Annotated in this window: 20 protein-coding genes and 1 riboswitch; of the genes, 1 reads left to right on the top strand and 19 read right to left on the bottom strand. The window is 38.1% G+C overall.

Features of this window, described 5'->3' with window-relative positions; translation table 11 throughout:
- Positions 1-34: 34 nt before the first annotated feature.
- The 11 genes from ACSYTE_RS04265 to dnaE form a co-directional block, all read right to left on the bottom strand.
- Complete coding sequence (locus ACSYTE_RS04265) at positions 35-1,486, bottom strand: RecQ family ATP-dependent DNA helicase (RefSeq protein ID WP_491716229.1); 1,452 nt, start codon at positions 1,484-1,486, stop codon at positions 35-37.
- Positions 1,479-2,522: a helix-turn-helix domain-containing protein gene (locus ACSYTE_RS04260; RefSeq protein WP_491716228.1), complete on the bottom strand. Its 1,044-nt coding sequence runs from the start codon at positions 2,520-2,522 to the stop codon at positions 1,479-1,481. Before ACSYTE_RS04260 ends, ACSYTE_RS04265 begins: the two co-directional genes overlap by 8 nt.
- Before the next feature lie 21 nt (positions 2,523-2,543).
- Complete coding sequence (locus ACSYTE_RS04255; protein WP_491716227.1) at positions 2,544-3,119, bottom strand: ECF transporter S component; 576 nt, start codon at positions 3,117-3,119, stop codon at positions 2,544-2,546.
- 77 nt (positions 3,120-3,196) lie between these two features.
- A riboswitch (FMN riboswitch) is annotated at positions 3,197-3,316 on the bottom strand.
- A gap of 56 nt (positions 3,317-3,372) precedes the next feature.
- Entirely contained in the window at positions 3,373-4,101 is a 729-nt protein-coding gene (locus ACSYTE_RS04250; protein ID WP_491716226.1) for a pseudouridine synthase, read from the bottom strand.
- Between the two features lie 2 nt (positions 4,102-4,103).
- Complete coding sequence (gene scpB, locus ACSYTE_RS04245) at positions 4,104-4,634, bottom strand: SMC-Scp complex subunit ScpB (protein ID WP_491716225.1); 531 nt, start codon at positions 4,632-4,634, stop codon at positions 4,104-4,106.
- Between the two features lie 10 nt (positions 4,635-4,644).
- The gene (locus ACSYTE_RS04240; RefSeq protein ID WP_491716224.1) at positions 4,645-5,361 is read right to left on the bottom strand and encodes a segregation and condensation protein A; all 717 of its coding nucleotides are present in this window, start codon (positions 5,359-5,361) and stop codon (positions 4,645-4,647) included.
- Complete coding sequence (locus tag ACSYTE_RS04235; protein ID WP_491716223.1) at positions 5,351-5,713, bottom strand: hypothetical protein; 363 nt, start codon at positions 5,711-5,713, stop codon at positions 5,351-5,353. The genes ACSYTE_RS04240 and ACSYTE_RS04235 overlap by 11 nt, the downstream gene beginning before the upstream one ends.
- A gap of 24 nt (positions 5,714-5,737) precedes the next feature.
- Complete coding sequence (gene xerD, locus ACSYTE_RS04230; protein WP_491716222.1) at positions 5,738-6,625, bottom strand: site-specific tyrosine recombinase XerD; 888 nt, start codon at positions 6,623-6,625, stop codon at positions 5,738-5,740.
- A 4-nt stretch (positions 6,626-6,629) separates the two neighbouring features.
- On the bottom strand, positions 6,630-7,514 hold the full coding sequence (locus ACSYTE_RS04225; RefSeq protein WP_491716221.1) for a CvfB family protein: 885 nt from the start codon (positions 7,512-7,514) through the stop codon (positions 6,630-6,632).
- 163 nt (positions 7,515-7,677) lie between these two features.
- Positions 7,678-9,435, bottom strand: a complete 1,758-nt coding sequence (gene pyk / locus ACSYTE_RS04220; protein WP_491716220.1) for a pyruvate kinase — start codon at positions 9,433-9,435, stop codon at positions 7,678-7,680.
- Positions 9,436-9,588: 153 nt separating this feature from the next.
- Positions 9,589-12,969 carry a DNA polymerase III subunit alpha gene (gene dnaE / locus ACSYTE_RS04215; protein ID WP_491716219.1) on the bottom strand — a complete coding sequence of 1,127 codons (3,381 nt, stop codon included), beginning with the start codon at positions 12,967-12,969 and terminating at the stop codon, positions 9,589-9,591.
- A gap of 125 nt (positions 12,970-13,094) precedes the next feature.
- Here dnaE and ACSYTE_RS04210 point away from each other — a divergent pair, with 125 nt between their 5' ends.
- Positions 13,095-13,280, top strand: a complete 186-nt coding sequence (locus ACSYTE_RS04210; RefSeq protein ID WP_491716218.1) for a DUF2929 family protein — start codon at positions 13,095-13,097, stop codon at positions 13,278-13,280.
- 41 nt (positions 13,281-13,321) lie between these two features.
- Here the strand turns inward: ACSYTE_RS04210 and clpB are convergent, their stop codons facing one another.
- The 8 genes from clpB to glyQ form a co-directional block, all read right to left on the bottom strand.
- On the bottom strand, positions 13,322-15,913 hold the full coding sequence (gene clpB, locus ACSYTE_RS04205; protein WP_491717292.1) for an ATP-dependent chaperone ClpB: 2,592 nt from the start codon (positions 15,911-15,913) through the stop codon (positions 13,322-13,324).
- 107 nt (positions 15,914-16,020) lie between these two features.
- Complete coding sequence (gene pepT, locus ACSYTE_RS04200; protein ID WP_491716217.1) at positions 16,021-17,265, bottom strand: peptidase T; 1,245 nt, start codon at positions 17,263-17,265, stop codon at positions 16,021-16,023.
- Positions 17,266-17,280: 15 nt separating this feature from the next.
- Positions 17,281-18,081: a Nif3-like dinuclear metal center hexameric protein gene (locus ACSYTE_RS04195; RefSeq protein ID WP_491716216.1), complete on the bottom strand. Its 801-nt coding sequence runs from the start codon at positions 18,079-18,081 to the stop codon at positions 17,281-17,283.
- Positions 18,068-18,775: a tRNA (adenine(22)-N(1))-methyltransferase gene (locus ACSYTE_RS04190; RefSeq protein WP_491716215.1), complete on the bottom strand. Its 708-nt coding sequence runs from the start codon at positions 18,773-18,775 to the stop codon at positions 18,068-18,070. The genes ACSYTE_RS04195 and ACSYTE_RS04190 overlap by 14 nt, the downstream gene beginning before the upstream one ends.
- Positions 18,776-18,874: 99 nt before the next feature.
- Complete coding sequence (rpoD, locus tag ACSYTE_RS04185; protein ID WP_491716214.1) at positions 18,875-19,981, bottom strand: RNA polymerase sigma factor RpoD; 1,107 nt, start codon at positions 19,979-19,981, stop codon at positions 18,875-18,877.
- A gap of 17 nt (positions 19,982-19,998) precedes the next feature.
- Complete coding sequence (gene dnaG / locus ACSYTE_RS04180) at positions 19,999-21,852, bottom strand: DNA primase (RefSeq protein ID WP_491716213.1); 1,854 nt, start codon at positions 21,850-21,852, stop codon at positions 19,999-20,001.
- 139 nt (positions 21,853-21,991) lie between these two features.
- The gene (glyS, locus tag ACSYTE_RS04175) at positions 21,992-24,070 is read right to left on the bottom strand and encodes a glycine--tRNA ligase subunit beta (RefSeq protein ID WP_491716212.1); all 2,079 of its coding nucleotides are present in this window, start codon (positions 24,068-24,070) and stop codon (positions 21,992-21,994) included.
- A 1-nt stretch (position 24,071) separates the two neighbouring features.
- Entirely contained in the window at positions 24,072-24,998 is a 927-nt protein-coding gene (gene glyQ / locus ACSYTE_RS04170) for a glycine--tRNA ligase subunit alpha (protein ID WP_491716211.1), read from the bottom strand.
- Positions 24,999-25,251: the final 253 nt, after the last annotated feature.

Here is a 25,251-nt window from a genome sequence, read left to right as displayed (position 1 = left end):
AATCATTTATTATTGTAACATTTACTTATTGATTTTAATCATCATTTTTAAATAATTTTTCGATAATCAATCGCCAATCCAAATCATTAGCTTTCTCCCCGTTTGATGAAGTTCTTTTAAGCCCTAATTCAGCAATCGGATTTTGTGGTGCTAAGTAGTCACAACATTTTCGACTGTGAGGGGGCGCGATCTGATTAAAATAATTTAGTAAAAATTGACGTCGACAACCATCGAAAGTAACATAACGCATCAATGCATTCAAATTATTTTTTTGTTGTTTATACCTAGCGCTAAAGATGTTATTCACCAAATCCCGTGAATACCCATGCTGCCAATAAAAACTAAGTATTCGCACCTGTTCATCATTTGGTGCCAGATTGATAATGCGTTGCGGATCGTTAAAAAATGAATTGATCGTTTGTTGGTTCGGAATATTATTATCTATAAAACTTGCTGGAAGTGACTCATCCCCATTTTGATACAATAAGATTGCAATGCTTTGTTTGTTATCACGACCAGCTCGCCCAATTTCTTGCATATAGGACTCCAAATCGACGGGTAAGTGATAATGAATCACAAACCGAACGTTATTTTTGTCAACTCCCATCCCAAACGCACTAGTCGCACAGATTACATCTAATTGATCATTCATAAACTGATGCTGAATTTTAAATCGCTCTTCGTCTAACAGCCCAGAATGATAAGCAGCCACCCTTAAATTACACTCATGATTTAACGTTAATGCAACTTGATTAGCTAACTTGCGGCTTAAGAAATAGATTATCCCAGGTGGTTGAATTTGATTAACCATTGATACTAAAGCCGCAATTTTATCATCCGCATTTAAAACCCTCCGAACTGATAGGTAAATATTAGGACGGTCAACCGATTCAATAACCCGATGGACCGAATCCATCAACCCTAATTTATTTATAATATCAGCTTGAATTTCCTTAGAAGCAGTTGCAGTGAGCATTAACGTAAGGGGATGCCCCCAGCCATTTAAAATCGTCTTTAAGTTCAAATATTCAGGACGAAAATCAGGTCCCCACTGTGATAAACAATGGGCTTCATCGATCACAACCAATCCAGGATGAATGTTTTTCATAAAGCGCATTACTTCTAGTTGCGAGATTGTTTCTGGTGAAACATAGATATATTGGTATTGATTTAAATGATGCAATGCGAACTGTTTTTGTTGCCAATCAAGCGTGGAATTTAGTGCCACTACTTTTTTGATGCCTAAATATTTTAGACGATCAGCTTGATCTTGCATCAATGATAATAAAGGAGAAATAATTATGATCGGCTGGGGATTCAATAATCCAAACATTTGATAGATCAGTGTCTTACCCGCCCCCGTTGGTAAAACGGCTAATGTGTTTTGATGGTCGAGCAATGCCATTAAGACTTCCGATTGCCCCGGTCTAAAATCATCAAAGCCGAAGTGATCCTTTAGGATTTGTTTCAACTGCGTTTTATCCATTCAAATGCCCCCTTAATATTTGATATAGTCGAAAATAAAAATAATCAAGGGTCGGATCCTGTTTTTTTATATCATTAAACTGCCATTGATCTATGTTGCCATGATAAGTAGCTTCTAATCTTTGCCATGTCAATTCATTAAAAAGTTTTTTGAACAGCTCACTTGTCTGCGGTTCCAAAATTGCGACTTCCAATAAGTGCTCCTTAACTGTCGAAGCCTTAATGTGTCTTATTTGAGCAATTTGATCAAAACTATTTCCTGATAGCAACATTTGGTAAGTACTTTTAGCACTATTACTTACTAAGGAACGCTTATCCTCACCTAATAAAAGATACGGAGCTTGGTAGCGGTCACTATTTTTAATCAAAAATTCAATTAGTTCGTTAAATAATTGAAGTTCATTAATCCAAACGACCCCTGGATTTAAATTCAGCTCATTTGCTTGTTGAAAAATGGTCATCCCAATTATGGAATGACCATTTAAAATTTTAGTAAATTGCCATGCACGCTGATCTGATAGTTGTGATAAAAAATTAATAAGCGCCTTTGAAAAATTTTTCACTAAATCACGATCTTTGAAATAGTTAAACCAACGTTTGATAAACTGATCATCATAGTGCCCAATCAACATTGGATAATACTGATTATTATGATAGCTATATTCTGAAACAACTTGGGTCGCTAACAAAAAACGTCGCCGAAATCGATTTAAATCAAACCGCAAATTCATTTTTAAGCCCGCTTGGGAATTATAATTTGCAAAATGATTATGTACCCAGGCTACCCCAGCTTCCGTTAATAAGTAATGCTTATCATTCGGTTGCTTGACTAGCCCAGCATTAATTAATTTTTGTAATTCACTAAGTGTGTATTGTGAATCAACCTTTGGCAGACATCCCATAAAATCATTAATTCCATAACGCATCCCCCAAAACAAAATCGAAACCGTTCTCCTTTGAATCAAAGTATTTTCAATCACTTTAATTCGCCGCGGCTGATCAGCAGATAGGAAAAACATTATTAAATCACGATTCATACAGAACATCCCTTCATTTTATTATTGTTTATGTGAATCGATCCACTTAGCAAGCCGATCTTTTACTAACATGAATAATCCACCAATCACGATCCCCTTGATCAAATTAAATGGAATCACTTGAACTAAAATGTACTTAGCCATGTCAGGAATCTTAAAACCAACTAGACTAGCGTAAAGTGGGGTAATTACCAACCAATTCAATACTGATAGTACTACCACTAGACTAATCGTTTCAATTCCAACCGTTGCCAGTTTGTTAACTAAGCGATCGCGGTTCTTAAATAACTTCTGGGCCCCTACGATCGATAATAAAATAACGATCGAAGCGGTCAGTGACGCAATGATCCCAATCAAACTGGCAATCGATGCCCCACCAGTTATCCAATACAAGAGCGACTTAATTACCGCAATAATGATGCCCCCAGCTGGTCCAAATAACATCGTCCCAATCAAAATCGGAATATCACCAAAATCAAGCTTGAAGAATGCAAACATTGGAATGGTCGGAAAAATCATCAAAATATACGATAACGCCGCCAATAATGACATCTGCACTAACTGAACAACACTAAAACGCTTACTACTTGTTTCCATAAAAAAAAGCCCCTTTAATAGGCCATCTTCACAGGATTTAAAATCCAAAAAGAACCGTTTCAAAACGGCACTTAAAAAGCAATCTTCTTTATACCAGACTATACTGTCGGCTTTGGAATTTAACCAAATCAACTATCAAAAGATAGGTAGCGGGCTATACCGCCGGTTGGGAATCACACCCTGCCCTGAAGATAAACCAAAATTTTATTTACGAGACTATTTTACATAATTTAAAACCCAAAAGTCAAATATATTACTTTTCGGTCATTTCAAAAAGTCGATCCACTTCGACCTTCTTAAGGGCTCGATATTCACCTGGCTTTAAGTTGCCAAGGGTCAAAAAGCCGTATTGAACCCGACTCAACTTCTTGACTGGATTCCCAATTGCTGCAAACATTTTTTTAACTTCGTGGTTGCGTCCCTCATGAATCGTCAATTGAATGACCGCATTCTTAACCTGGTATCCATTTACTGCTTCTAAGACCTTAGTCTTAGCTGGAGCAGTCTTTTTACCATCAATCATGACCCCTAAACGAAGCTTCTTTAACCCTTCATTAGTGGGCATCCCAGTTACCTTTGCAACATAAACTTTATTAATTTCATATTTGGGGTGGGTCAAACGATTATCTAAATCACCATCATTGGTCATCAACAATAACCCAGCAGTATCATAATCGAGCCGTCCAACTGGATAGATTCGTTCACTAACTTCAGGGAAATAATCCATAACCGTTTTGCGATTTTTTTCATCACTAACCGTTGAAACAACTTGGCGTGGCTTATATAGCAAATAATAAACTGGTTGTTCACGACTAATTGGAACTTCATCTACTTGAACTTCATCACTATTTTTAACCTTAGTTCCTAATTCAGTTACAACCTTACCATTTACTTTGACCCGACCAGCTTTAATGATTTCTTCAGATTTACGTCTTGAAGCAATCCCTGCCTTAGCCATTACTTTTTGCAATCGTTCTGCCATTTTTAATCTCCTTTTAAATCAGTATCCAAATCCATCGGGGGGAGTTTATCTAGACTGTCCAACCCAAATAAATTTAAAAATAAACCAGTAGTTCTATATAGTGGCGGTCCTCCAGGAACATCTTTTTTGCCAGCCACCTCAACTAATCCCTGTTTTAATAATTTTTGGATAATTGCTGAACTGTTAACCCCTCTAATATCATCAACTTCAACCCTAGTGATCGGTTGATTATAGGCAATAATCGTTAATCCCTCTAAGCTAGCTTGGGTCAGCCCCGTTCGGTCACTATCACCATAAAATCGTTTTAAATCATCATTGAGAGCCGCTTTAGTCGTAATTTGGTATTTTTGATCAAAATGAATTACTTGTAACCCACAATCAGAGTCACTTTGATACTTAAAGGTCAATTGTTCGATCAACTGCTGAACTTCCGTGCGATCGATCGACAGGTACTTACTAAGTTGAGCTACTGAAATTCCTGTATCACCCGTTACATAAATCAAAGCCTCCACGCGTGCTAATTTACTGCTCATTCACATCACCTCACCGTTTGGAAATTTTAGATTGATGGTTCAATTGAAAGACCTTCACCTGGTGTTGTTTAATCAGTTCCAAAATTGCTAAAAACGTTGTAATTAAAGCCTCTAAATTCGACTGGTGTTTAAAAACCCAGTCTAAATCCAAAGCCTCGTGATTATTTAGACTATCGTTAACCCATTGAATTTGTTCTTCAACTGAGTATTGCCATTCACTAACTTCAACGATTGCATCTTCAGCATCGAAGTGATTACTGATGACCCTTTGAAATGCATTTTTCAAAATTTGCAGATCAAGTGGATCATGCGTTTCAATTAACCCATTAACGTAATTAGGGACGACCTCTGCGCGAGAATGCAGCTTGGCACGATCATTGTAGCGATGCTTTAAGTCACCAGCACGTTGCTTATAAGCTTGATAGACGATCAATTGATTGACCAAATCATCCCTGGGATCATCTTCTGCTTGTAAATCACTATTTATCGGCAGTAACATTTTAGACTTAATCGCCATCAAATTTGAAGCCATTACAAAATACTCACTAACTAAATCAATATTAAATCCCTTCATTTGATTTAAATATTCAACGTATTGGGCCGTAATAGATTCAATTTGAATATCGTAAATACTCATCTTAGATTGCTTAATAAGGTGCAATAATAGTTCTAATGGTCCATCAAACTCATTCACATGGATTGCAAATTGCTCTTGATCATTGTTCATCTCTAGCCTGCTCCCAAGCTTCACAAATTTTTGCAGTATCCAATGATCCAACGATTTTTTTATCTAAATAAATTTTTTCAAGTTCATTTAACATCTTAAAGCAATTATCCATTGTAAATAACTCTGGAACCAATACGATTCTTCTCACTAACACATTTTGTTTTTTATCTTCGACCCCTAACAGGCCCGACCAATTATCATTTTGGTCCTTCCATAAATAAAAATTACGATCATCTGAATCATCATACCATTCGATTTCTTCAGAAATCCGTTCCATTTTATTCATATTTGGAGCGAGTGATAGTAGATCATAAACAATTTTTTGATAATCATCTTTGTACTTCAATAACATTTTAAATAAATCCTCTTTATTAAATTACTTTCTGGGGTGATATTTTTCATAAACTTCACTAAGGTGACTATGAGAAATATGGGTATAGAACTGCGTCGTTGAAATATCTGAATGCCCCAGCAACTCTTGGATGATTCGTAAATCAGCCCCGTTTTCTAAAATATGAGTTGCAAAAGAATGGCGAAGGGTATGCGGGGTCACATTCTTTTTAATATCTGTTTGGGCAACGTATTGTTTAATTTTTTGCCAGATGCTTTGCCGACTGAGCCCGCCACCGCGTGCGTTCAAAAACAAGTAATTCGAAGCTTGCTTGCCCAATAGTTGGGGCCGACTAGTCTGTAAATATCGTTGAATCCACTCGATCGCAACGGTTCCAATCGGAATAATGCGTTCTTTATCTCCCTTCCCCAGGGTTTGAATCAATTGCATATCCAAATGAAGATCCGCTAACTTTAGCCCCACCAATTCACTGACCCGCAAACCAGTAGCATACATTACTTCTAAGATCGTCCGATCACGAATTCCATATTTATTCGTGGTATCAGGCTGTTGTAACAATTGATTGATTTCCATCTCGGTTAAAACATCGGGAAGGTGATAATCAGGCTTAGGCATATCTATTTTTAACATTGGATTAACATCGACGTAGTGAAACTGCATTAAAAATTGATAAAACTCACGCATTGCGGAAATAAAGCGGGTCACAGAACTTTTAGCTTTCCCCAATTTTTGTAAATGAGCAATGTATTCCAAAATCACATTTTGGTCTACAGAACGCCAATCCAAAATATTGTGTTGTCTTAAAAAAGCAACCAATTCTACAATATCTTGTTTATAACTATTAATAGTGTTGTTCGCCAACCCACGTTCAACTAACATGTATCTTACATACTCACTCACTAGCTGATCCATTAGATCACTCCACGTCTTTATTGATACCTAATTCTGTTAACTTCAAGTATTGTTCATCTTCAGTTACTAGCCGTTGCTTTAATAGCGACCCAATCGCACGTTTGAACTGTCCCTTACTAATGCCAAAAAATTGCTTGATTGCTTTAGGATCACTCTTATCAGTATAAGGCAACTGCCCATCCTCATTACGCTTTAAAACAGCAAAGATCATTGCAGCGTCACCACTGATGGCTTCATAGGCACGCGGCTTCAATGATAAGTTCAAAGAGCCGTCAGGATGAACACCAATTACGCGTCCTGATACGTGTTGGCCCAATCTGGGTTCGACTTCTCGTTCATTCGGATGAACAAAACCAAGATGATAGTCATCAGTGATTACTTTAGTCCCAGCTAGCTTATCACGGTAAACCGTTGCCTTTACGTTTTTATTCATCATCTTATTACTTGCTGGCTTAGCGATTGCGTTAAATATCTCTTCATCAGCTAATTGCCCCCAAATTCGACCCTTTTTATCCACTTTTAAGGCAATCATCAAATGATCACCAACGCTGGGCCAGATAGAACGAATCGTCGGTAAATCATCTAACGAAACGGCAACATCCTTATTGGATAATCCAATATTAACGAAAATCCCTAAGTCATGCTTAAAACCGACCACTTCTCCAAACGCATAATGATCAATTTGCGTCTTCGGGACCGTTCTGGTAATTTGCATTTTATGGGATTCATTTTCATAGGTAAACCCCTTAAAATTACTCCCCAGTTTAAGTGGTTTGTTAATTTCTTGTTTATCTAATTGAAAAGTGGCTCCTTCAATTTGAACAAAATAAAATTTGTCGTTTTCATCAGTTACTTTCCCAGAAGCAACCCTTCCAATAATTTGATTCATAGTGAACCTCACTTCTTTTTTACGTTATCTAACAGATTATACACTCTTTAAATAATCATTTCACTCTAATTTAATTATAGCTTTTTGAACCCTAAATGGTCAAAAGAAACAAAAAAGTCCGCTCCATTCGGAACGGACTTTTTAAATTCAGATTAATTAATTATTAAATTGAGCTTGAAGCACCATGGTAAACGATACCACGACGAGCATCAACAGTAATTAATTCACCATCGGAAATCTTTTCAGTAGCATTTCCAGCACCAACGATAACAGGAATTCCCATTGAGATTCCTACAACCGCAGCGTGTGAAGTTAATCCACCATTTTCAACGATGATTGCACTAGCCTTGTTAATAGCTGGCATGTAATCTTTGTTAGTGTTCTTAGCAACTAAGACACCACCATCAGTAGCCTTGCTATTTGCTTCATCAGCATTGTTAGCAACAAAAGCCTTACCGATAACAGTCTTGTCACCAACACCTTGACCTTGGGTTAACTTAGATCCGATTAATTGAACCTTCATTAAGTTAGTAGTACCACGATCACCAACTGGAACTCCAGCAGTGATTAAGATCAAGTCGCCTTCCTTAGCTAAACCAGTTTCAACAGCCTTGTTAGCTGCTAAGTCGAACATTGCATCAGTACTTGATGGTTGTTCAACTACGATTGGGTGAACACCCCAGTTAACAGTTAAACCACGACGAGTACGGTCATCGAAAGTTAATGCAAGAATGTTAGCATCTGGGTGGTACTTGGAAATCATGCGAGCAGTGTAACCAGTAGAAGTAGTGGCAACAACAGTCTTGATACCAAGATCCTTAACCATTTGAGCAACGGTGTGACCTAAGGCTTCAGTAACGTCACCGTTCTTAAAGTCTGGGCGCTTACGACCGTATAGGTTAAATACGTTTTCAGCCTTAACGTTGATCTTGCTCATTGCTTGAACAGACTTAACTGGGTAGTCACCATTAGCACTTTCACCTGAAAGCATAGTAGCATCAGTACCATCCCAAACAGCGTTAGCAACATCAGAAACTTCAGCCCGTGATGGACGTGGGTTTTCTTGCATGGAGTCTAACATTTGAGTAGCAGTGATAACTGGCTTACCCATTTCGTTACATCTGTCAATTAAGTGCTTTTGAACCAAAGGAACGTTTTCAAATGGAATTTCAACGGCCATGTCACCACGAGCGATCATTAAACCATCTGAAACCTTCATGATATCTTCAAAGTTGTCGATACCTTCTTGTGATTCAATCTTAGGGAAGATTTGAACATCTTCCATGTTTTCTTCTTCGAGTAACTTACGGATGTCAAGAACATCTTCAGGCTTACGAACAAATGAAGCAGCAATGAAGTTAATTCCGTGTTGACAACCAAAACGAATGTCACTAGTATCCTTGTCAGTAATACCAGGTAAGTTGATTGATACACCAGGTGCATCAACGGTCTTACGTGAACCTAACACAGCATTGTTTTGTGCAGTAACAACTAATTCTTTATTAGCTGCATCCTTTTCATCAACAACAGCATCTAAGATACCATCATCAAATAAAACGTGTCCACCTTCGTGAACATCATCAAATAAACCAGGGTAAGTAACAGCGATCTTATCCTTAGTCCCTTCAATAGAAGCATCCATTGAGATTCTAAATTGATCACCTGTATGGAAGTCAAGCTTGCCACCTTGTTGAACAGTGGTACGGATTTCAGCACCCTTAGTATCAAGCATGATTCCCATTGTCTTTCCAGTTTGCTTTTCAGCTTCGTGCACGATGTTCATCCGACCTAAATGTTCTTCGTGGTCACCATGTGAAAAGTTAAAACGGAAAACGTTAGCTCCGGCCTTCATCAACTTAATAATAGTATCAAGATCAGTACTAGCTGGACCTAATGTACTTACGATTTTAGTCTTCTTCATAAGTTAAACTCTCTCCTTTGATTTTGCGCAAATTAACTAACTAATCAAAAACTAGTGAACTAATTTCCACATATTGGATTACACAAGTATTGTATCACTTTTAATGATTTATGTCTGCTTTTAACTTTGTTTTTTATTGGCTTTACATTATTTTTAACGTTTTTGGTAGACTACGTTTTGGTTTCCCAATAAATTTCGAAGATGCGACTGAATTACACCGTCATCACTAAGTGAAAACTGTGGATTTAATAACTGCCGTTTATTTTGTTCTGCCCAATATAGCACCACTCGATATGGACCAGGATTTGATTTAATCAGTTGATTCAACTGATTCAAAGTGTTCATTTGATTATTCTCAGAATTAATTCTTAAAAAACAAATTCCAGCTGGTTTATTATTATTAGGTCGATGGTTTAAGTCGCTTTGCACATTTGCAGCTGATTGAATTTGATTTGCGATCAACTGTAGTTGCTCACCATTGCGCAAGTCAACTCGTCCATTAATCAATAGGACCCGTTGTGCCACGAGATGTGCTTTAACCTGCCTATAGACCTTAGGGAACACCACGATATCCACTTCACCAATTGGATCACTACCGTTAACAAAGGCCATTGGATCGCCTTTTTTCGTCCGAATCGTCCTCACTTGGTTAACGAACACCAATATATTGACCGATTGATTAATATATTGGGGCAGGTCATTTACATGCTTGGTTTGGAATTGATTACTAACCGCTGCGAACTGTTCAGTTGGAAAACTTGATAAATAGACACCCAAATATTTTTGTTCATTCTCCAAGAGCTCTCCCATTGAAAACTCATCGCGATGTTTCATGATCGGTGCAAGCGTGTCCAACAGGTTAGTACTACCTCCACTTAGTTTTAAGTACTGAATAAATTCATTTAAAGAAGCAATTAATTCAGAACGATTCAAGTTAAAACAGTCTAATGCCCCTGCATAAATCAGCGGTTCAATTAGAGCTGGTTTCAAAAACTTGCTGTCTAAACGGGATAAGAAATTATGAAGGTTCGTAAAGATGCCACCCTGTTCGCGATTTGAAACAATATTAGTAATTAAATCACTACGTACGGTTCTCACCGCTGCCAACCCAAAAACAATCTTGCCATCTTGTAAACTGAACTCCCGATTACTAAGGTTGATATTTGGTGCTAGGATTTCAATTTGATGACTTTTGGCCTCAAGTAAAAACGTCCTGGTCTTTGCTTTGTTTCCCATTTCAGCATTAAAAATCGTCGTAAAAAACTGTAATGGATAATGCACCTTAAGGTAAGCTAACTGAAACGCCATCTTACTATAGGCGACCGCATGCGATTTATTAAAACCATAACTAGCGAAACGATCAATATAGTCGAACGTAATGTTTGCAACTTCTGGTGTAAAACCCCGTTGCTTAGCACCAGATATAAATTTGACCCGCATCGAATCCATTACGGACTGTTTCTTTTTACTCATCGCACGCCTTAAAACATCTGATTGACCAAGGGTAAAGCCCCCCATCACGGAAGCGACCTGCATTACTTGCTCTTGATAAACAATAATTCCATACGTCGGCCCTAAAATCGGCGCCAATGCACGATCAGGGTAAGCAACTGTTTTTTTGCCATTTTTACGTGCCACAAATTCATTAATATTTTGCATTGGTCCAGGCCGATATAATGCATTGACGACGGCAACTAGGTTAAAATCAGTTGGTTTAACCTGCCTCAAAACATTTTTAATCCCACTGGATTCAAATTGAAAAATACCATTTGTATCACCGTTTTGAAACAGTTGCAGTGTTTTAGCATCGTTAATATTAATTTGATGAATATCAAAATTAGGATCTGTCGTTCGATGGATCAAGTCGATGATCGATGCCAAAAACGATAAATTCCGCAATCCAAGAAAATCAATTTTCAATAACCCGACTTCTTCAGCATAGTTCTTTGAATATTGAGTCATTAAAATATTATTTTTTCCGTTCTGCAGGGGCGTAGTGTTCACCAAAGGTTGATTACTTAAGATGACCCCAGCCGCATGGGTTGAAAAATGACGAGGCAATCCCTCTAATTTTAAAGCTGTTTCATAAATCAAGCGGTTCAAAGAACTCGTATTCACAATATTTCTTAATCCTTGTGATTTCTCATAGGCACTTCGTAAGCTAATATGAACTTCACTTGGAATTGCCTTACTCCATTGGCTCGCATGGTCGTTGCTAACACCAAAAGTCCGATTGATGTCTTTTAAAACTTGCTTCGCACCAAAAGTATCGAACGTAATGATCTGAGCGACTCGATCGTTACCATACTTATCATGAACATAGTTAAGGATCTCATCTCGACGGTCATCCGGAATGTCCAAATCGATATCAGGCATTTGGGCCCGTTCTTCATTTAAAAACCGTTCAAATAATAAATCATACTGAATTGGATCTACATCGGTAATTGAAAGTACATAAGATACCAACGAACCCGCTGCAGATCCTCGACCTGGTCCAGTAGTAATGCCAACTGAATGGGCATAATTAATTACATCCCAAACGATCAAAAAATAATCAGCAAACCCCATTCTAATAATGACTGATAACTCATGGTCTAGTCTTTGTTGATAGTCTTTAAAGCGCTCTTTATCAATATGCCCTGCATCAAATCGACTCTTGAGCCCTGATTGACAAAGAAGTTCAAGATATTGTTTAGATGATTGCCCCTCTGGGGTCGGAAAGGTTGGTAATTGGGTGGGCTTTTTTTCAATTTTAACTTCACAGTGATCAGCAATTAATTGGGTCTGCTCCATTTCAGATTCTAAGCCCCTTAGATGATACTCCCGTTCAACCATTTCAAGTGGTTTTAACCAATTTTTACCGGTTTGATTCTGCTTGGCAGGTGAAAAGTTAACGCTGTTGCTATCCCCAATCGCACCGAGTACTTGTTTTGCAAAGTAATCCTCAGAGTCAATATATTCAACTGGGTCGATTCCAACTAAATTAAGGTGATATTGAGCACCAACGGATCTAATTTGGCTAACTATTTCTGATGGTAAAGTGGAGGTGATTGCTAATTTTAAATTGTTCAAATCAACGTATTGACACCAGATATTAATTTCATTTGCCACCGCATCATTATTCCCCAGTAAATTAATTAACTCACCATTATTGGGTAAAATAACAAACAAATCTTTCAAAAAAGCCCCAATTTGATTAACTGAAATCAAGTTATTGGTCTTTGCCGTTTGAATCAACGTTGATATCCGCATTAGGTTTTGATAACCGTTTTGATTTTGAGCTAACAGCGTCACCGGAAATGAATTTAGCGGTTGCACAATTCCCGCAAGCGAAACGTTCATTCCGATGATCGCCTTCATCTCGGCATTGCGACATGCATTATAAAATTCAACCGCCCCATACATCACATTATTATCGGTAAGTGCTAACGTTCGATAACCCCGTTGTTTAGCAACGTTAACCAAACGATCAATTGAAATCGTACTTTTTAATAAACTATAGCTACTGACTACTTGAAGTGGTACAAATCCCATGGCAAACATCCTTTCTCTTCAATTATCTTAATTGGGAACGGGCAAGTTTTCAACAAATAGCATTGGTTTTAAATTGTTTTTTTCTTAAATTGTGATAGAATGCTAGTTAATGCGAGGTGGATAATATGCGTTCTTTAATTGCAAATCTTACTGTTATTTTCTGGGCATTCATTTTTGGGGATGTCCTAGGATACATTAATTCAGCATTATCAGGCGTTACTGTTAACTACGTTGGTGTTGGAATCGTTGCTGCCGTAGTAGCTATAATTGCCGTTAATGGAATTAATTTACTATCAGATAAAAAAATTTAATAAAATAAAAGCTGCTGACTAAATGGTCAGCAGCTTTTATTTTATTCTGCAGTTGACTTAAAACTAAGTTGGTTATCAGCTAAGTCAATTTGCACCTTGCTATTCGGCTTAATTTGGTTTCCAATAATTTGTTTAGCAAGGGGAGTTTCAACATTATTTGTAATAAATCTTTGTAATGGGCGTGCACCATACTGTGGTTCATAGCCTTGCTTTGCAATCCATCGCTTTGCATTTTGGGTAATCGATAGTTGAATCGATTGTTCAGCTAATCGTTTAGATAATCCGTTAACGATTTTCACAACAATTTGTTCGACATCGTTTAAAGAAAGTGGCGTAAACATGATTTCAGCATCAATACGATTCAAGAATTCAGGTCTAAACCGACTCTTCAATAGTGATTGAACTTGTTGTTTAGCATCAGCATTAATATGACCATCCTTATCAGTTCCACTTAATAAAATATCGGATCCAAGATTAGAAGTCATGATCAAGATGGTGTTTTTAAAGTCAACGGTCCGCCCTTGACTATCAGTTAACCGACCATCATCTAAGACCTGTAATAAGATATTAAATACATCTGGATGAGCTTTTTCAATCTCATCAAACAATACGATCGTATATGGATTTCTCCTAACCGCTTCGGTTAGTTGGCCTCCTTCTTCATACCCTACATATCCAGGAGCAGCACCGACCAGTCTAGAAACTGATTCCTTTTCCATGTATTCAGACATATCAATTCTGACCATATGGTCTTCGGAATCAAAGAGGTCTTCAGCAAGCGCCTTAGCTAATTCAGTTTTACCGACCCCAGTTGGTCCTAAAAATAGAAATGAACCCAATGGCTTGCTTGGGTCTTGTAACCCCGCTCTTGAACGAATGACCGCATCTGCGACCGCGTTTACAGCTGCATCTTGGCCAATCACCCGCTTGTGTAAATTATCAGCTAAGTGTAACAGCTTTTCACGTTCACCCTGCACCAATTTATTAACTGGAATGCCAGTTTGGCGACTAACGACATCCGCAATTTCATTACTAGTAACTGACTCTTCGACCAACCAGTCCTTAGAATGATCTTCGGATTCCATTTGATTAAGTTCCGATTCCAATTGCGGGATTTTACCATTCTTTAATTCGGCACTTTTACTATAATCATAATTGCTTTCAGCTTGTTTTAACTCATTTCGAGCTTGATCTAATTGCCGTTTCTTTTCACCCAGCTTATTAATCGAGTCTTTTTCACGTTGCCAACGTGCGTTCAATCCATTCACTCGTTCACGAGTATTTTCAAGCTGGGGCTTTAATTCAGCAAGTCGCTTTTTAGAGGCCTCATCAGTTTCATTTTTAAGGGCAGCTAATTCGACTTCTTCTCGCATTAACTGACGATTAGATTGATCTAATTCAGTTGGGCTCGAATTCATTTCGACCTCAATTTTTGATGAAGCTTCATCAACTAGATCGATCGCCTTATCAGGTAAAAAGCGATCCGTAATGTAGCGATCTGAGAGTTTAGCAGCAGCAACTAGTGCATTATCATGGATGCGAACACCATGGTGAATTTCAAGACGTTCCTTAATTCCACGAAGAATGGTGATGGTATCATCCACGCTAGGCTCTTTAACTAATACGCGTTGAAAACGCCGTTCAAGCGCCTTATCCTTCTCCATGTATTGACGGTATTCATCTAGGGTGGTAGCACCAATTAAATGTAATTCACCACGTGCGAGCATTGGCTTTAAGATGTTTCCAGCATCCATACTTCCCTCGGACTTTCCAGCCCCCACGATGTTATGAATTTCATCAATGAACATGATGATTTGACCTTCTGATTTTTTGACCTCTTTTAAGACTGCTTTGAGCCGTTCTTCAAATTGTCCCCTATATTTAGCCCCAGCAATTAAAGAACTCATATCAAGCTCAAAAACCGTCTTATTTTTAAGGTTTTCGGGAACATCGTTCACTGCGATTCGTTTAGCTAATCCTTCTACGATTGCTGTTTTACCTACCCCAGGATCTCCAATTAGGATCGGATTGTTCTTAGTCATTCTGGAAAGGATTCTGATAACATCTAGAATTTCTCCATCCCGACCAATAACAGGACCTAATTTACCAGCTCTCGCTTCGGCAACTAAATCTACTCCGTATTTCTTTAACGCTTGAAAATTATCTTCTTGATCCTTAGACGTCACTTTTTCGCCTCCCCGAATTTTTTCAACTTCATTTCTAACCTTTTGTTCGGTAATGGAATGTTGCTTTAAATAATCAGATAGCTTTTCTCCATTTAGCTGCATCAAAGCAATCGTTAAAGTATCAATTGCAACGTATTCATCACCTAGTTCAGTTTTAACTTGGTCGGCTTTTTGCAATAAATCATATAACTCACTACTTAGTCCTTGACCATATTTAACGTCACCCTCAACGGTCGCAATTTGATCAATTTCTGAATCGATTTCTTGTTCCAGTTGCTTAACATCCAACCCTAAATCGGCATAAATTTGCCGTCCTAATTCACCAGGTTGAATTAAAAATTTAAATAATTGGGGAATCCCAATCTGTTGTTGTTTTCTAGTAATTGTAATTTTTTGTGCTTGTGCCAAAGCTTGTGAAACTGCTTCAGTTAAATTATCTGGATTCAAAATATCACTCATTTCCATACTAAAATAATTATGAACTCATCTAGAGTTCATAATTATCATATCAGAATTAATTTTAAATTTGAAATAATTTGACCAATTTTGACCAATTATTGTTTAGCAACTAATGATGCAATTTCCAAGATCACATCGACAGCGCGTTCCATTGTTTGCTCAGAAATATACTCAAATCTACCATGCATATTTTCGCCACCCGCAAAAAGGTTCGGCGTCGGCAATCCCATAAAAGAAATCTTAGAACCATCAGTCCCCCCACGGACAGGAAAGATCAATGGTTTAATATCTTGATTTTCCATTGCTTTTTTAGCAATATCAACTGCTGTCATGTCGTTCTTTAAAACATCAGCCATATTATAATATTGATCCTTAACAACCGCTTTTACTCGTGGCGTGTCAAATCGTTCATTAATATTAGCAGCAATCTGTTCAAATAAATGCTTGCGTTGTTCAAAACGATCATGATCATGATCACGAATAATGTAATCTAACCTTGCAGAATCAGGCGTCCCACTCATTTTAAGAAGGAAGAAAAATCCTTCACGACCATCAGTTAATTCTGGTCGATCATGTTTTGGGAGGGCATCTTGAAACTCGATTCCTAATAATAATGCATTCACCATTACCCCCTTAGCTTCACCTGGGTGTACATCGGTTCCAGAAATTGATACGGAACCAGTCGCAGCATTAAATGTTTCATATTGCAAGTCGCCTAATTGACCACCATCAACTGTATACGCAATTTCAGCTCCAAAGTCATCAACATCAAAGTGATCAGCTCCAGTCCCAATTTCTTCATCTGGACCAAATGCCACCTCGATCTCACCGTGTTTAATTTCTGGATGGGCAATCAAGTATTCCATGGCAGTCATAATTTCACTAACCCCTGATTTATCATCTGCCCCTAACAATGTATTACCATCAGTAGTAATTAGTGTTTGGCCTGCATACTTTTTTAAACTGGAAAAAACAGCTGGGTCTAAAGTGTATTTTCCTTCTGGATCAAGCTTGATTACTGAATGGCCATCATAGTTCGCTACAATTTGAGGCTTAACATTTTCCGAATTAAAATCAGCAGTATCAACATGTGAGATAAAGCCGACCTTAGTCGTTGGGTAATCAAGATTGGATGGCAATGTTGCAAAAACATAGCTACTTTTTGAATTCGTTCTGACGTTGCTCAACCCAATTGTGACTAATTCTTGCTTGATTTGGTTCAAAAAGTCGACTTGCCGTTGGGTTGAAGGTGAAGTAGTCGAATTTTCATCGGAACGAGTGTTAATCTGAACGTATCTTAAAAAACGAGGGATTAATGAATGGTACTGATTTTCTGTCATTATATTCTCCTTAAATTAAATAAAAGTATATGGATCTGTATTCACTTGCGATTGAATTACATCAACTTCCCAGTTATTTTGAGCAGCCCAATCTTCAAACAGTGCTGCTAATTTCGGAATGCAGATTTTTTCAATATTATGTCCTGGATCAACTACGCTCAGTCCAGAAGATAGCATGTCATGGCCTGTATGATAGTAAACATCCCCAGTAACATAAACATCTGCGCCCTTATCCAACGCATTTAAATAAAATTTACCACCGTCACCACCAAGGATTGCAACCCTTTGAATCATTTTATCTGGGTGGTTAGATACTAATCGCAGTCCGCTAATATCAAAAATTTGTTTACAACGTTTCGCAAAATCAATCACCCGCATTGGATTGGACAAATTACCAATGCGGCCCATGCTAAACTGATTCGAAGGGGTGCCGAGTTCAACTAATCCAATCGTTTCATTTAAACCGATCGCCGTTGCTAGCCAATCGTTCATCCCGCCTTTGGCATCATCTAAATTAGTGTGAGCTGCATAAACTGTGATATCATGCTTAATAATTTGTGCATACATTTCATTTTGGGGATTTGTAAGGTCTAAGTTCTTAGCAGGCCGAAACATTACGGGATGGTGTGCAAATATAAAATTAACATCTTGGGCGATGGCTTCTGCCACTACTTCAGGCCTTACATCTAGCGTTGTCATTACCCTTTTCACCGGCCGATTTAAATCACCAATCTGTAATCCAATTGGATCATGAGCAACCGCAATGCTCTGAGGAGCAAACTGTTCAAATCGTCTTACTAAATCAATTCCGCGCATCTTTTAAAACCTCCTGGATTTCATTAATTTCAACTTTTAATCGTTCAATCCGATCCAATGGCGGCACCTTTGCTAATTGCATTTGTTGAAGTGCCCGTTGTAAGCGCATGATTTTATCCCGCCATTTTTCAGTAAATGCTTCATTTTGCATGTTGATCAAAAAGGGGCCAAACATTAACTCCCTCGGTGTGTAATCAATTTTTTTTACTGCCTTGACCGCATTAATAATTTCATAGATGTGATGATCTTCCTTTAATATGTTCTCATGAACGATTTGGTATTGATTATCGGCCAACCACTTGCGCACATCAATTGCATCAACATTAGGCTGTAAAATTAATTCAGGAAAATTAACTAATTTAGCCTTCCCTTGTTCTAAAATTTTAGCAATCAACGAACCGCCCATCCCAGCAATCGTAATCGTATCAATTTGATCAGAATCTTTAATTGCTGCGAGCCCATCCGCCAATCGGGGCATAATCACATTACTTAACCCCGCAATTTTAATTTCATGTTCAGCATTACTTAATGGCCCCATTGCAACTTCACCAGCAATTCCAAATGATATTTTTCCCGCCTTTGCTAGGTAAATTGGTAAATACCCATGATCGGAGCCAATATCAGCTAATCGACTCCCGTTTTTTACATACTGTGCAACGTTCATTAACCGTTGCGATAAATTATTTCCGTCCAAAATGATTACCCCGTTACAATTATTTAATATTTAAATTATAGCAAAATAAACAATAAAATAAAAAAGAAGAACCAAAATGGCCTTCTTTTCGTATTTATATTATAAGAAATCTTTTAGTTGCTTACTTCTAGATGGATGTCTTAGCTTTCGAAGGGCTTTAGCTTCGATTTGACGAATTCTTTCCCTAGTAACACCAAAGACTTTACCGACTTCTTCTAGGGTTCTAGTTCGGCCATCATCTAATCCAAACCGTAATCTTAAAACGTTTTCTTCCCGATCAGTAAGGGTGTCCAAAACGCCCTCTAGTTGTTCCTTTAGTAGTTCATAGGCTGCATGATCAGCGGGACTAGTGGCATCTTGATCCTTAATGAAGTCCCCTAAATGAGAGTCATCTTCTTCACCGATTGGCGTTTCAAGCGAAACTGGTTCTTGCGAAATTTTCAAGATTCCACGAACCTTGGAAGTTGGCATATCCATTTCAGCACCAATCTCTTCAGGGGTTGGTTCTCTGCCAAGGTCTTGGAGTAATTGTCTTTGAATTCGAATTAACTTATTAATCGTTTCCACCATGTGGACTGGAATTCTAATTGTCCGAGCTTGATCAGCAATCGCACGGGTAATTGCTTGTCTAATCCACCATGTTGCATAGGTGGAAAACTTAAATCCCTTACGGTAATCAAATTTTTCAACCGCCTTCATTAGCCCCATGTTTCCTTCTTGAATCAAATCAAGAAATTGCATGCCACGACCAACGTAACGCTTAGCAATCGAGACCACCAATCGAAGGTTAGCTTCAGCTAATTCTTGCTTAGCTTCTTCGTCACCGTCTTCGATCCGCTTTGCTAGTTGAATTTCTTGTTCACCCTTTAAGAGGGGTACTCGACCAATTTCCTTCAAGTACATCCTAACGGGATCATTAATCTTAACACCAGTGGGTGCAGATGCACTATTGCTTAGTTCTTTTTTAGTAACATCCTTTGCTGCTTTTAACGCTCTAGGATCTGGATCCCCATTTTTATCAACAACACTAATTCCTACATCTTCAATTTTTTCTAGTAGCTTATTTGAAGATGCCTCGGTTAATTTAAATGGAACGATAATCGTATCATTTAATTCATCGTAGGTAATATGTCCTACTTTCTTATACTTTCTAACTAATGATTTTAATGATTCTTTGTATTCTTCTGTCTTTTTACTATCAGCCATTTAAAAAGCCCCCTAAATTAAGATTGATCATTACCAAATTGTTTTTGGCGTTGTTGTTCAAGTTCAATTAGTTCAACACCAAGTTTGATTTGTTCTTGAACATTCCCTGTTCTTGTCGATTCAAGTAGTTGTTCTTGCTTGGCTTTAATCTGATTTTTAAGTGGTGCTTCATGCATGATTATATTAACATAATCCTCAATTTCACCATCAAAACTTTGCTCAGAAATAGGCAAAGATTCTAAGTGCATTACAATTCGTTTTAAGTCAGCTTCTTTGATCATATTAACAAACTCAACATAGTTATAACTAATATGCTTATTAAAGTAATCTTCAGCTAACATATATAAAGTTTGATACGACTCCGTAGCAAAGCAAAATCCCTTGATCCCTGATATCCGCAACCAAATATCATGATCATGAAGCATGCGAAAAAGCAAAAATTGTTCAGCACTTTCGATTTTGGATAGCTTTGGTTGGGGAGGCTGCTCTGGAATCATTGATAATTGATTATCATCAATTTGTTGATGATGTTGACGATTGTACCGCTTTTGGTGTTGTTGATTTTTAATAACACCATCTAATTGATCGACCAATGCCTGTTTATCCACATTAAATTCACTCACTAGTTGATTAATATAAACATCGCGACCAACTGGCGTATCGACAGTAGCAATTACCGATAGCGCATCATTTAAATACGCCACTCGGTTTTCATCACGACTTAAATCACGATGCATTCTCAAAAAACGCAATTTAAAGGTCACTGGGCTTTCCCGAGCAGCCTTGATCGCATTTCTAAATTGCTCATCACCATTTTGTTTCCGATACTCATCGGGATCAACGCCATCAGGCATTTGAATAACTCCCAATTTCAAACGGGAGTTAGATAAAGCATCAATCGCTCTGTTAATTGCCTTTTGCCCAGGAGCATCCCCATCGTAACAAACGTATAAATGATCAGTGATCCGCTCAATTTGATGAATTTGCTGTTCCGTAAAACTAGTCCCCATAGATGCAATTCCATTTTTAACTCCCGCTTGAAAGGCAGAGATAACATCCATGAACCCTTCGAACAAAATTACATCCTTTGCAATCCTAACAGTTGATCTAGCTTTATCTAAGTTAAATAAAACATCACGCTTACTAAAGATTTTAGTTTCAGGACTGTTCAAGTATTTAGCTTGACTAGCTTCCTTATCTAACACCCGCCCAGAAAAGGCGATCGTCTTACCAGATTGATTCCGAATTGGATACATTACTCGGCTAAAGAAACGATCATTAAGCGTTCCATCATCACGCTCGATAAATAACCCTGAATGCAAGATTAATTTTTGATCAACCTTTTTTTGCTTCAAAAAAGCAGACAAAACGTTTTTTTGCGGGGCAAAGCCCAAATTAAACTCATTAATCGTTTCATCAGTTAATCCACGCTCATGAAGATAACGTAAAGCATGTTGGCCTGCTTTAGTACTGATTAAGATGTAATGATAAAGATCAGCGACTTGATCATAAACATCAATCAACTGCTTTTGGAAATCATCTACTTGATTTGCCCCGCCCGCATTATTTTTATAATAATCAGGAATTTCAATATTCTGCATATTAGCTACTTCAATTACAGCCTCTGGAAAGGAAATATTTTTTATTTCCATTAAAAATGTAAAAACATTTCCGCCACGCCCGCAACTAAAACATTTGAAGCTTTGCCTATCTTCAGAAACTGAAAAAGATGGCGTCCGTTCATCATGAAATGGGCAACGTGCCCAAAGATTTTGCCCAGATTTTTTTAATTGAACATATTGACTTACCACGTCAGCAATATTAACGCTATTTTTTACGTTATCAATCACTTCTTTTGGGATCTTTACCATATTAATCACCCCATTTAAAATCAATATAAGTTTTAAAAGTCGCACCCTCCGTAAATAAAGATGCGACTTTTAATCCGATACAATAAACACTTATGTTTATACTATCATATTTAATTTTAAAACCAAAGCATATTGATATTTATTTTACAATTAGTTGATCAACGGCGCTGAACCAATTAATTAAATTAGAAATCAATACCATTTGCTTCAAATGATTGTTCTTAACTGCTTCATCCTTATCCATGACCATCGTTTGTTCAAAGTAATCATCAATTGGAGCCGCTAAACTAGCTAATTGTTCATAAGCAGCCAATGGCTTTTGTTCAAAGAAGTGATCCTTAATCTTATTTACAACATCAAAAAGGGCGCTTTCAGAATCATTACTGAATAACTTCGGATCAATTGAAATTTCCTCATCACTAAAGCTAGCCTTAGCAGAAATTTTAACGACCCGACCAAGTGCTTCTACAATTTGCTTAAAGTGTTCACCCTTGGATTTTTCAGCAAGCACCTTAGCACTATCAAGCATGTAGATTACGTCATTATTAGTGGCATTCACAACGGCATCAATGATGTCATGACGGTAATCTTGTGATTGAAGTAAATTAATGGTCCGATCCTTAATGAAGTCAACAACCGCATTGATCTGAGCATTTTGATCGAGGTCTGGTGCCTTATCAGCTCTTTGTTCGTCAATAATGAATGATTCCATTGAGTCTGCTAGTGGTAGTGACCAGCCAAATTCGTTCAAGATTCTTACGATCCCGATTGCTTGTCTCCGCAATGCATATGGGTCATTTGAACCAGATGGAATCATCCCAGCAGCAAAGAACGTCATAATACTATCGAACTTATCAGCTAGCGCTAATGCCGCCCCCACTGCAGTTTGTGGAAGGGCCCCGTTAGAAGAAATTGGCATGTAGTGTTCTCTAATCGCAGTTGCAACTGCAGGCTTTTCACCCTTAAGCAATGCGTACTTTTCACCCATTACCCCTTGTAGTTCAGAGAATTCACCAACCATTTCGGTCACTAGGTCAAACTTGTAGATTTGGGCTGCCCGCTTGGCATCAGCAGTTTGTTCGTCACTCAACCCAACCGATTTAGCAATTTGGGCAACGATAATTGCCACTCTTTCCATCTTTTCGTACATCGTAGAAATCTTATCATGGAAACTAACCCGCTTAAGACGGTCAACAAAAAATTCAATCGAATGTTTTTGATCTTCTTGGTAGAAGAACATCGCATCTTCAAGCCGCGCCGTCAATACCTTTTCATTTCCACTGATCACGTTTTGAATGTCAACATCGTTTCCGTTCCGCACGGCAACGAAGTGTGGTAGTAATTTACCAGCGTTATCGACAACGTAGAAGAACCGTTGGTTATCACGCATTGAAGTAATTAAGACTTCATCTGGGATGGTCAGATACTTTCGGTCAAAGTTCCCAGCGAATGTCGTTGGCCATTCAACCAAGTTATTAACCTCTTCTAGTAGGGATGGGCTGACCTTAACGTCCCAATCCTTGTCGGCAGCAAGGTCTTTAATTTGATCTTGAATCTTAGCCTTCCGCTTAGCAGCATCAACGATCACAAATTCCTTTTCAAGGGCTGCCTCGTAATCAGTAGCATTTGCTAATTCAACATCATGGCCTAAGAACCGATGCCCACGACTAGTCCGTCCAGCTGCAACGTCTAAGATTGAGAATGGGACGATTTCGCTGTCCAGAATGGAAACTAACCACCGAATTGGACGAATGTATTCTAAATTATAAACGTTCCACTTCATCCGCGTTGGAAAAGTCATGCTCGTGATAACGGATTTGATTGCGGGCAAAATTTCAGCAACTGGCTTTCCAGCAATGTGCTTTTCAATGAATACATATTCAGTACCCTTGATTTCCTTGAATTCAATATCATCAGGATTAGCCCCTTGCCCCTTAGAAAAACCGATCGCAGCCTTCGTCCAATTACCATCAGCATCTTGGGCAATTTTTTTAGCAGGGCCCTTTACGGATTCATCAATATCAGTTTGCTTATCTGCTAAGCCCGTAATTTCGAGCGTTAAGCGACGGGGAGTAGAAAATGGTTTGATTTGATCATAACTTAATCGTTGTTCTGCTAAAAAGTCGCTAGTCCGTTTTATCAATTGTTTAATGCTAGGCGTAACGACATGGGCAGGCATTTCTTCTAGTCCAATTTCTAATAAATAAGTGTGTGCCATCTTATTTGTCCTCCTTGTCATCTTTTAATAGTTCTTGTCGTTTCTTTTCGTCCTTGATCAATGGGAAACCAAGTTTACGGCGTTCTTCAATGAATGCTTTGGCAACGGAACGCGCCATTTTTCTAATTCTAGAGAGATACCCAGCCCGTTCAGTAACGGAAACCGCCCCGCGAGCATCCAAAAGGTTGAAGGTATGGCTACACTTCAAAATGTAATCATAGGCAGGATGCACCAAGCCATTGGCAATTTGTTTATGGGCTTCTTCTTCGTAGGTATTAAATAAGTTCAATAACATTTCTTGGTTGCTTTCTTCAAAGCTATATTTGGAGTGTTCAAATTCTGGTTCCTTGAAAATATCACCATACTTAACGCCATAACCCCATTCCAATTCAAAGACGTTGTTCACATCTTGGATGTATGAAGCTAATCTTTCAAGCCCGTAGGTAATTTCAGCGGCAACTGGATCCATTTCTTGACCCCCAACCACTTGGAAGTAAGTAAATTGGGTTACTTCCATTCCGTCGAGCCAGATTTCCCAACCAACACCGGCACATCCCATGGATGGGTTTTCCCAGTTATCTTCAACGAATCGAATATCATGTTCGACGGGGTTGATACCGAGTTCCTTTAAACTATCTAAGTATAATTCTTGAATATTTTCAGGAGATGGCTTCATTAATACTTGAAATTGGTGGTGTTGGTATAATCGGTTTGGATTTTCACCATACCGTCCATCAGCTGGTCTTCTAGATGGTTCAACGTATGCAGCATTCCATGGTTCTGGTCCAATTGCCCGTAAGAAAGTGTATGGACTCATGGTCCCAGCACCTTTTTCGGTATCATATGCCTGCATTAATAAACAACCTTGGTTGGACCAATATTGCTGAAGCTTTAAAATAATTTCTTGCATTGACAATTTCTTAGTCATTGAATACTCCTCCTATATAAAAATAAAAATGGCATAAAAAAAGCCTATGTAAATAACAGTTCGTTATTTACATAGGGACGATTTGTTCGCGGTTCCACCCTACTTCTAATCAATGTCGATTAGCTGCTTGATATTCGCTCAGTTCCAAAAGCGCCAAATTATGATCATCCATGACTAGCTCTCACTAACCCTAGCCTCACTGTAACGGAATTAACCATAACCCTCTTTTTTCATCACCGATATATATTTAACT

It is taken from the genome of Nicoliella sp. ESL1120, from assembly GCF_058508515.1.
Note: the sequence above shows the minus strand (reverse complement) of the source record. Positions and strands in the feature narration are given on the sequence as shown.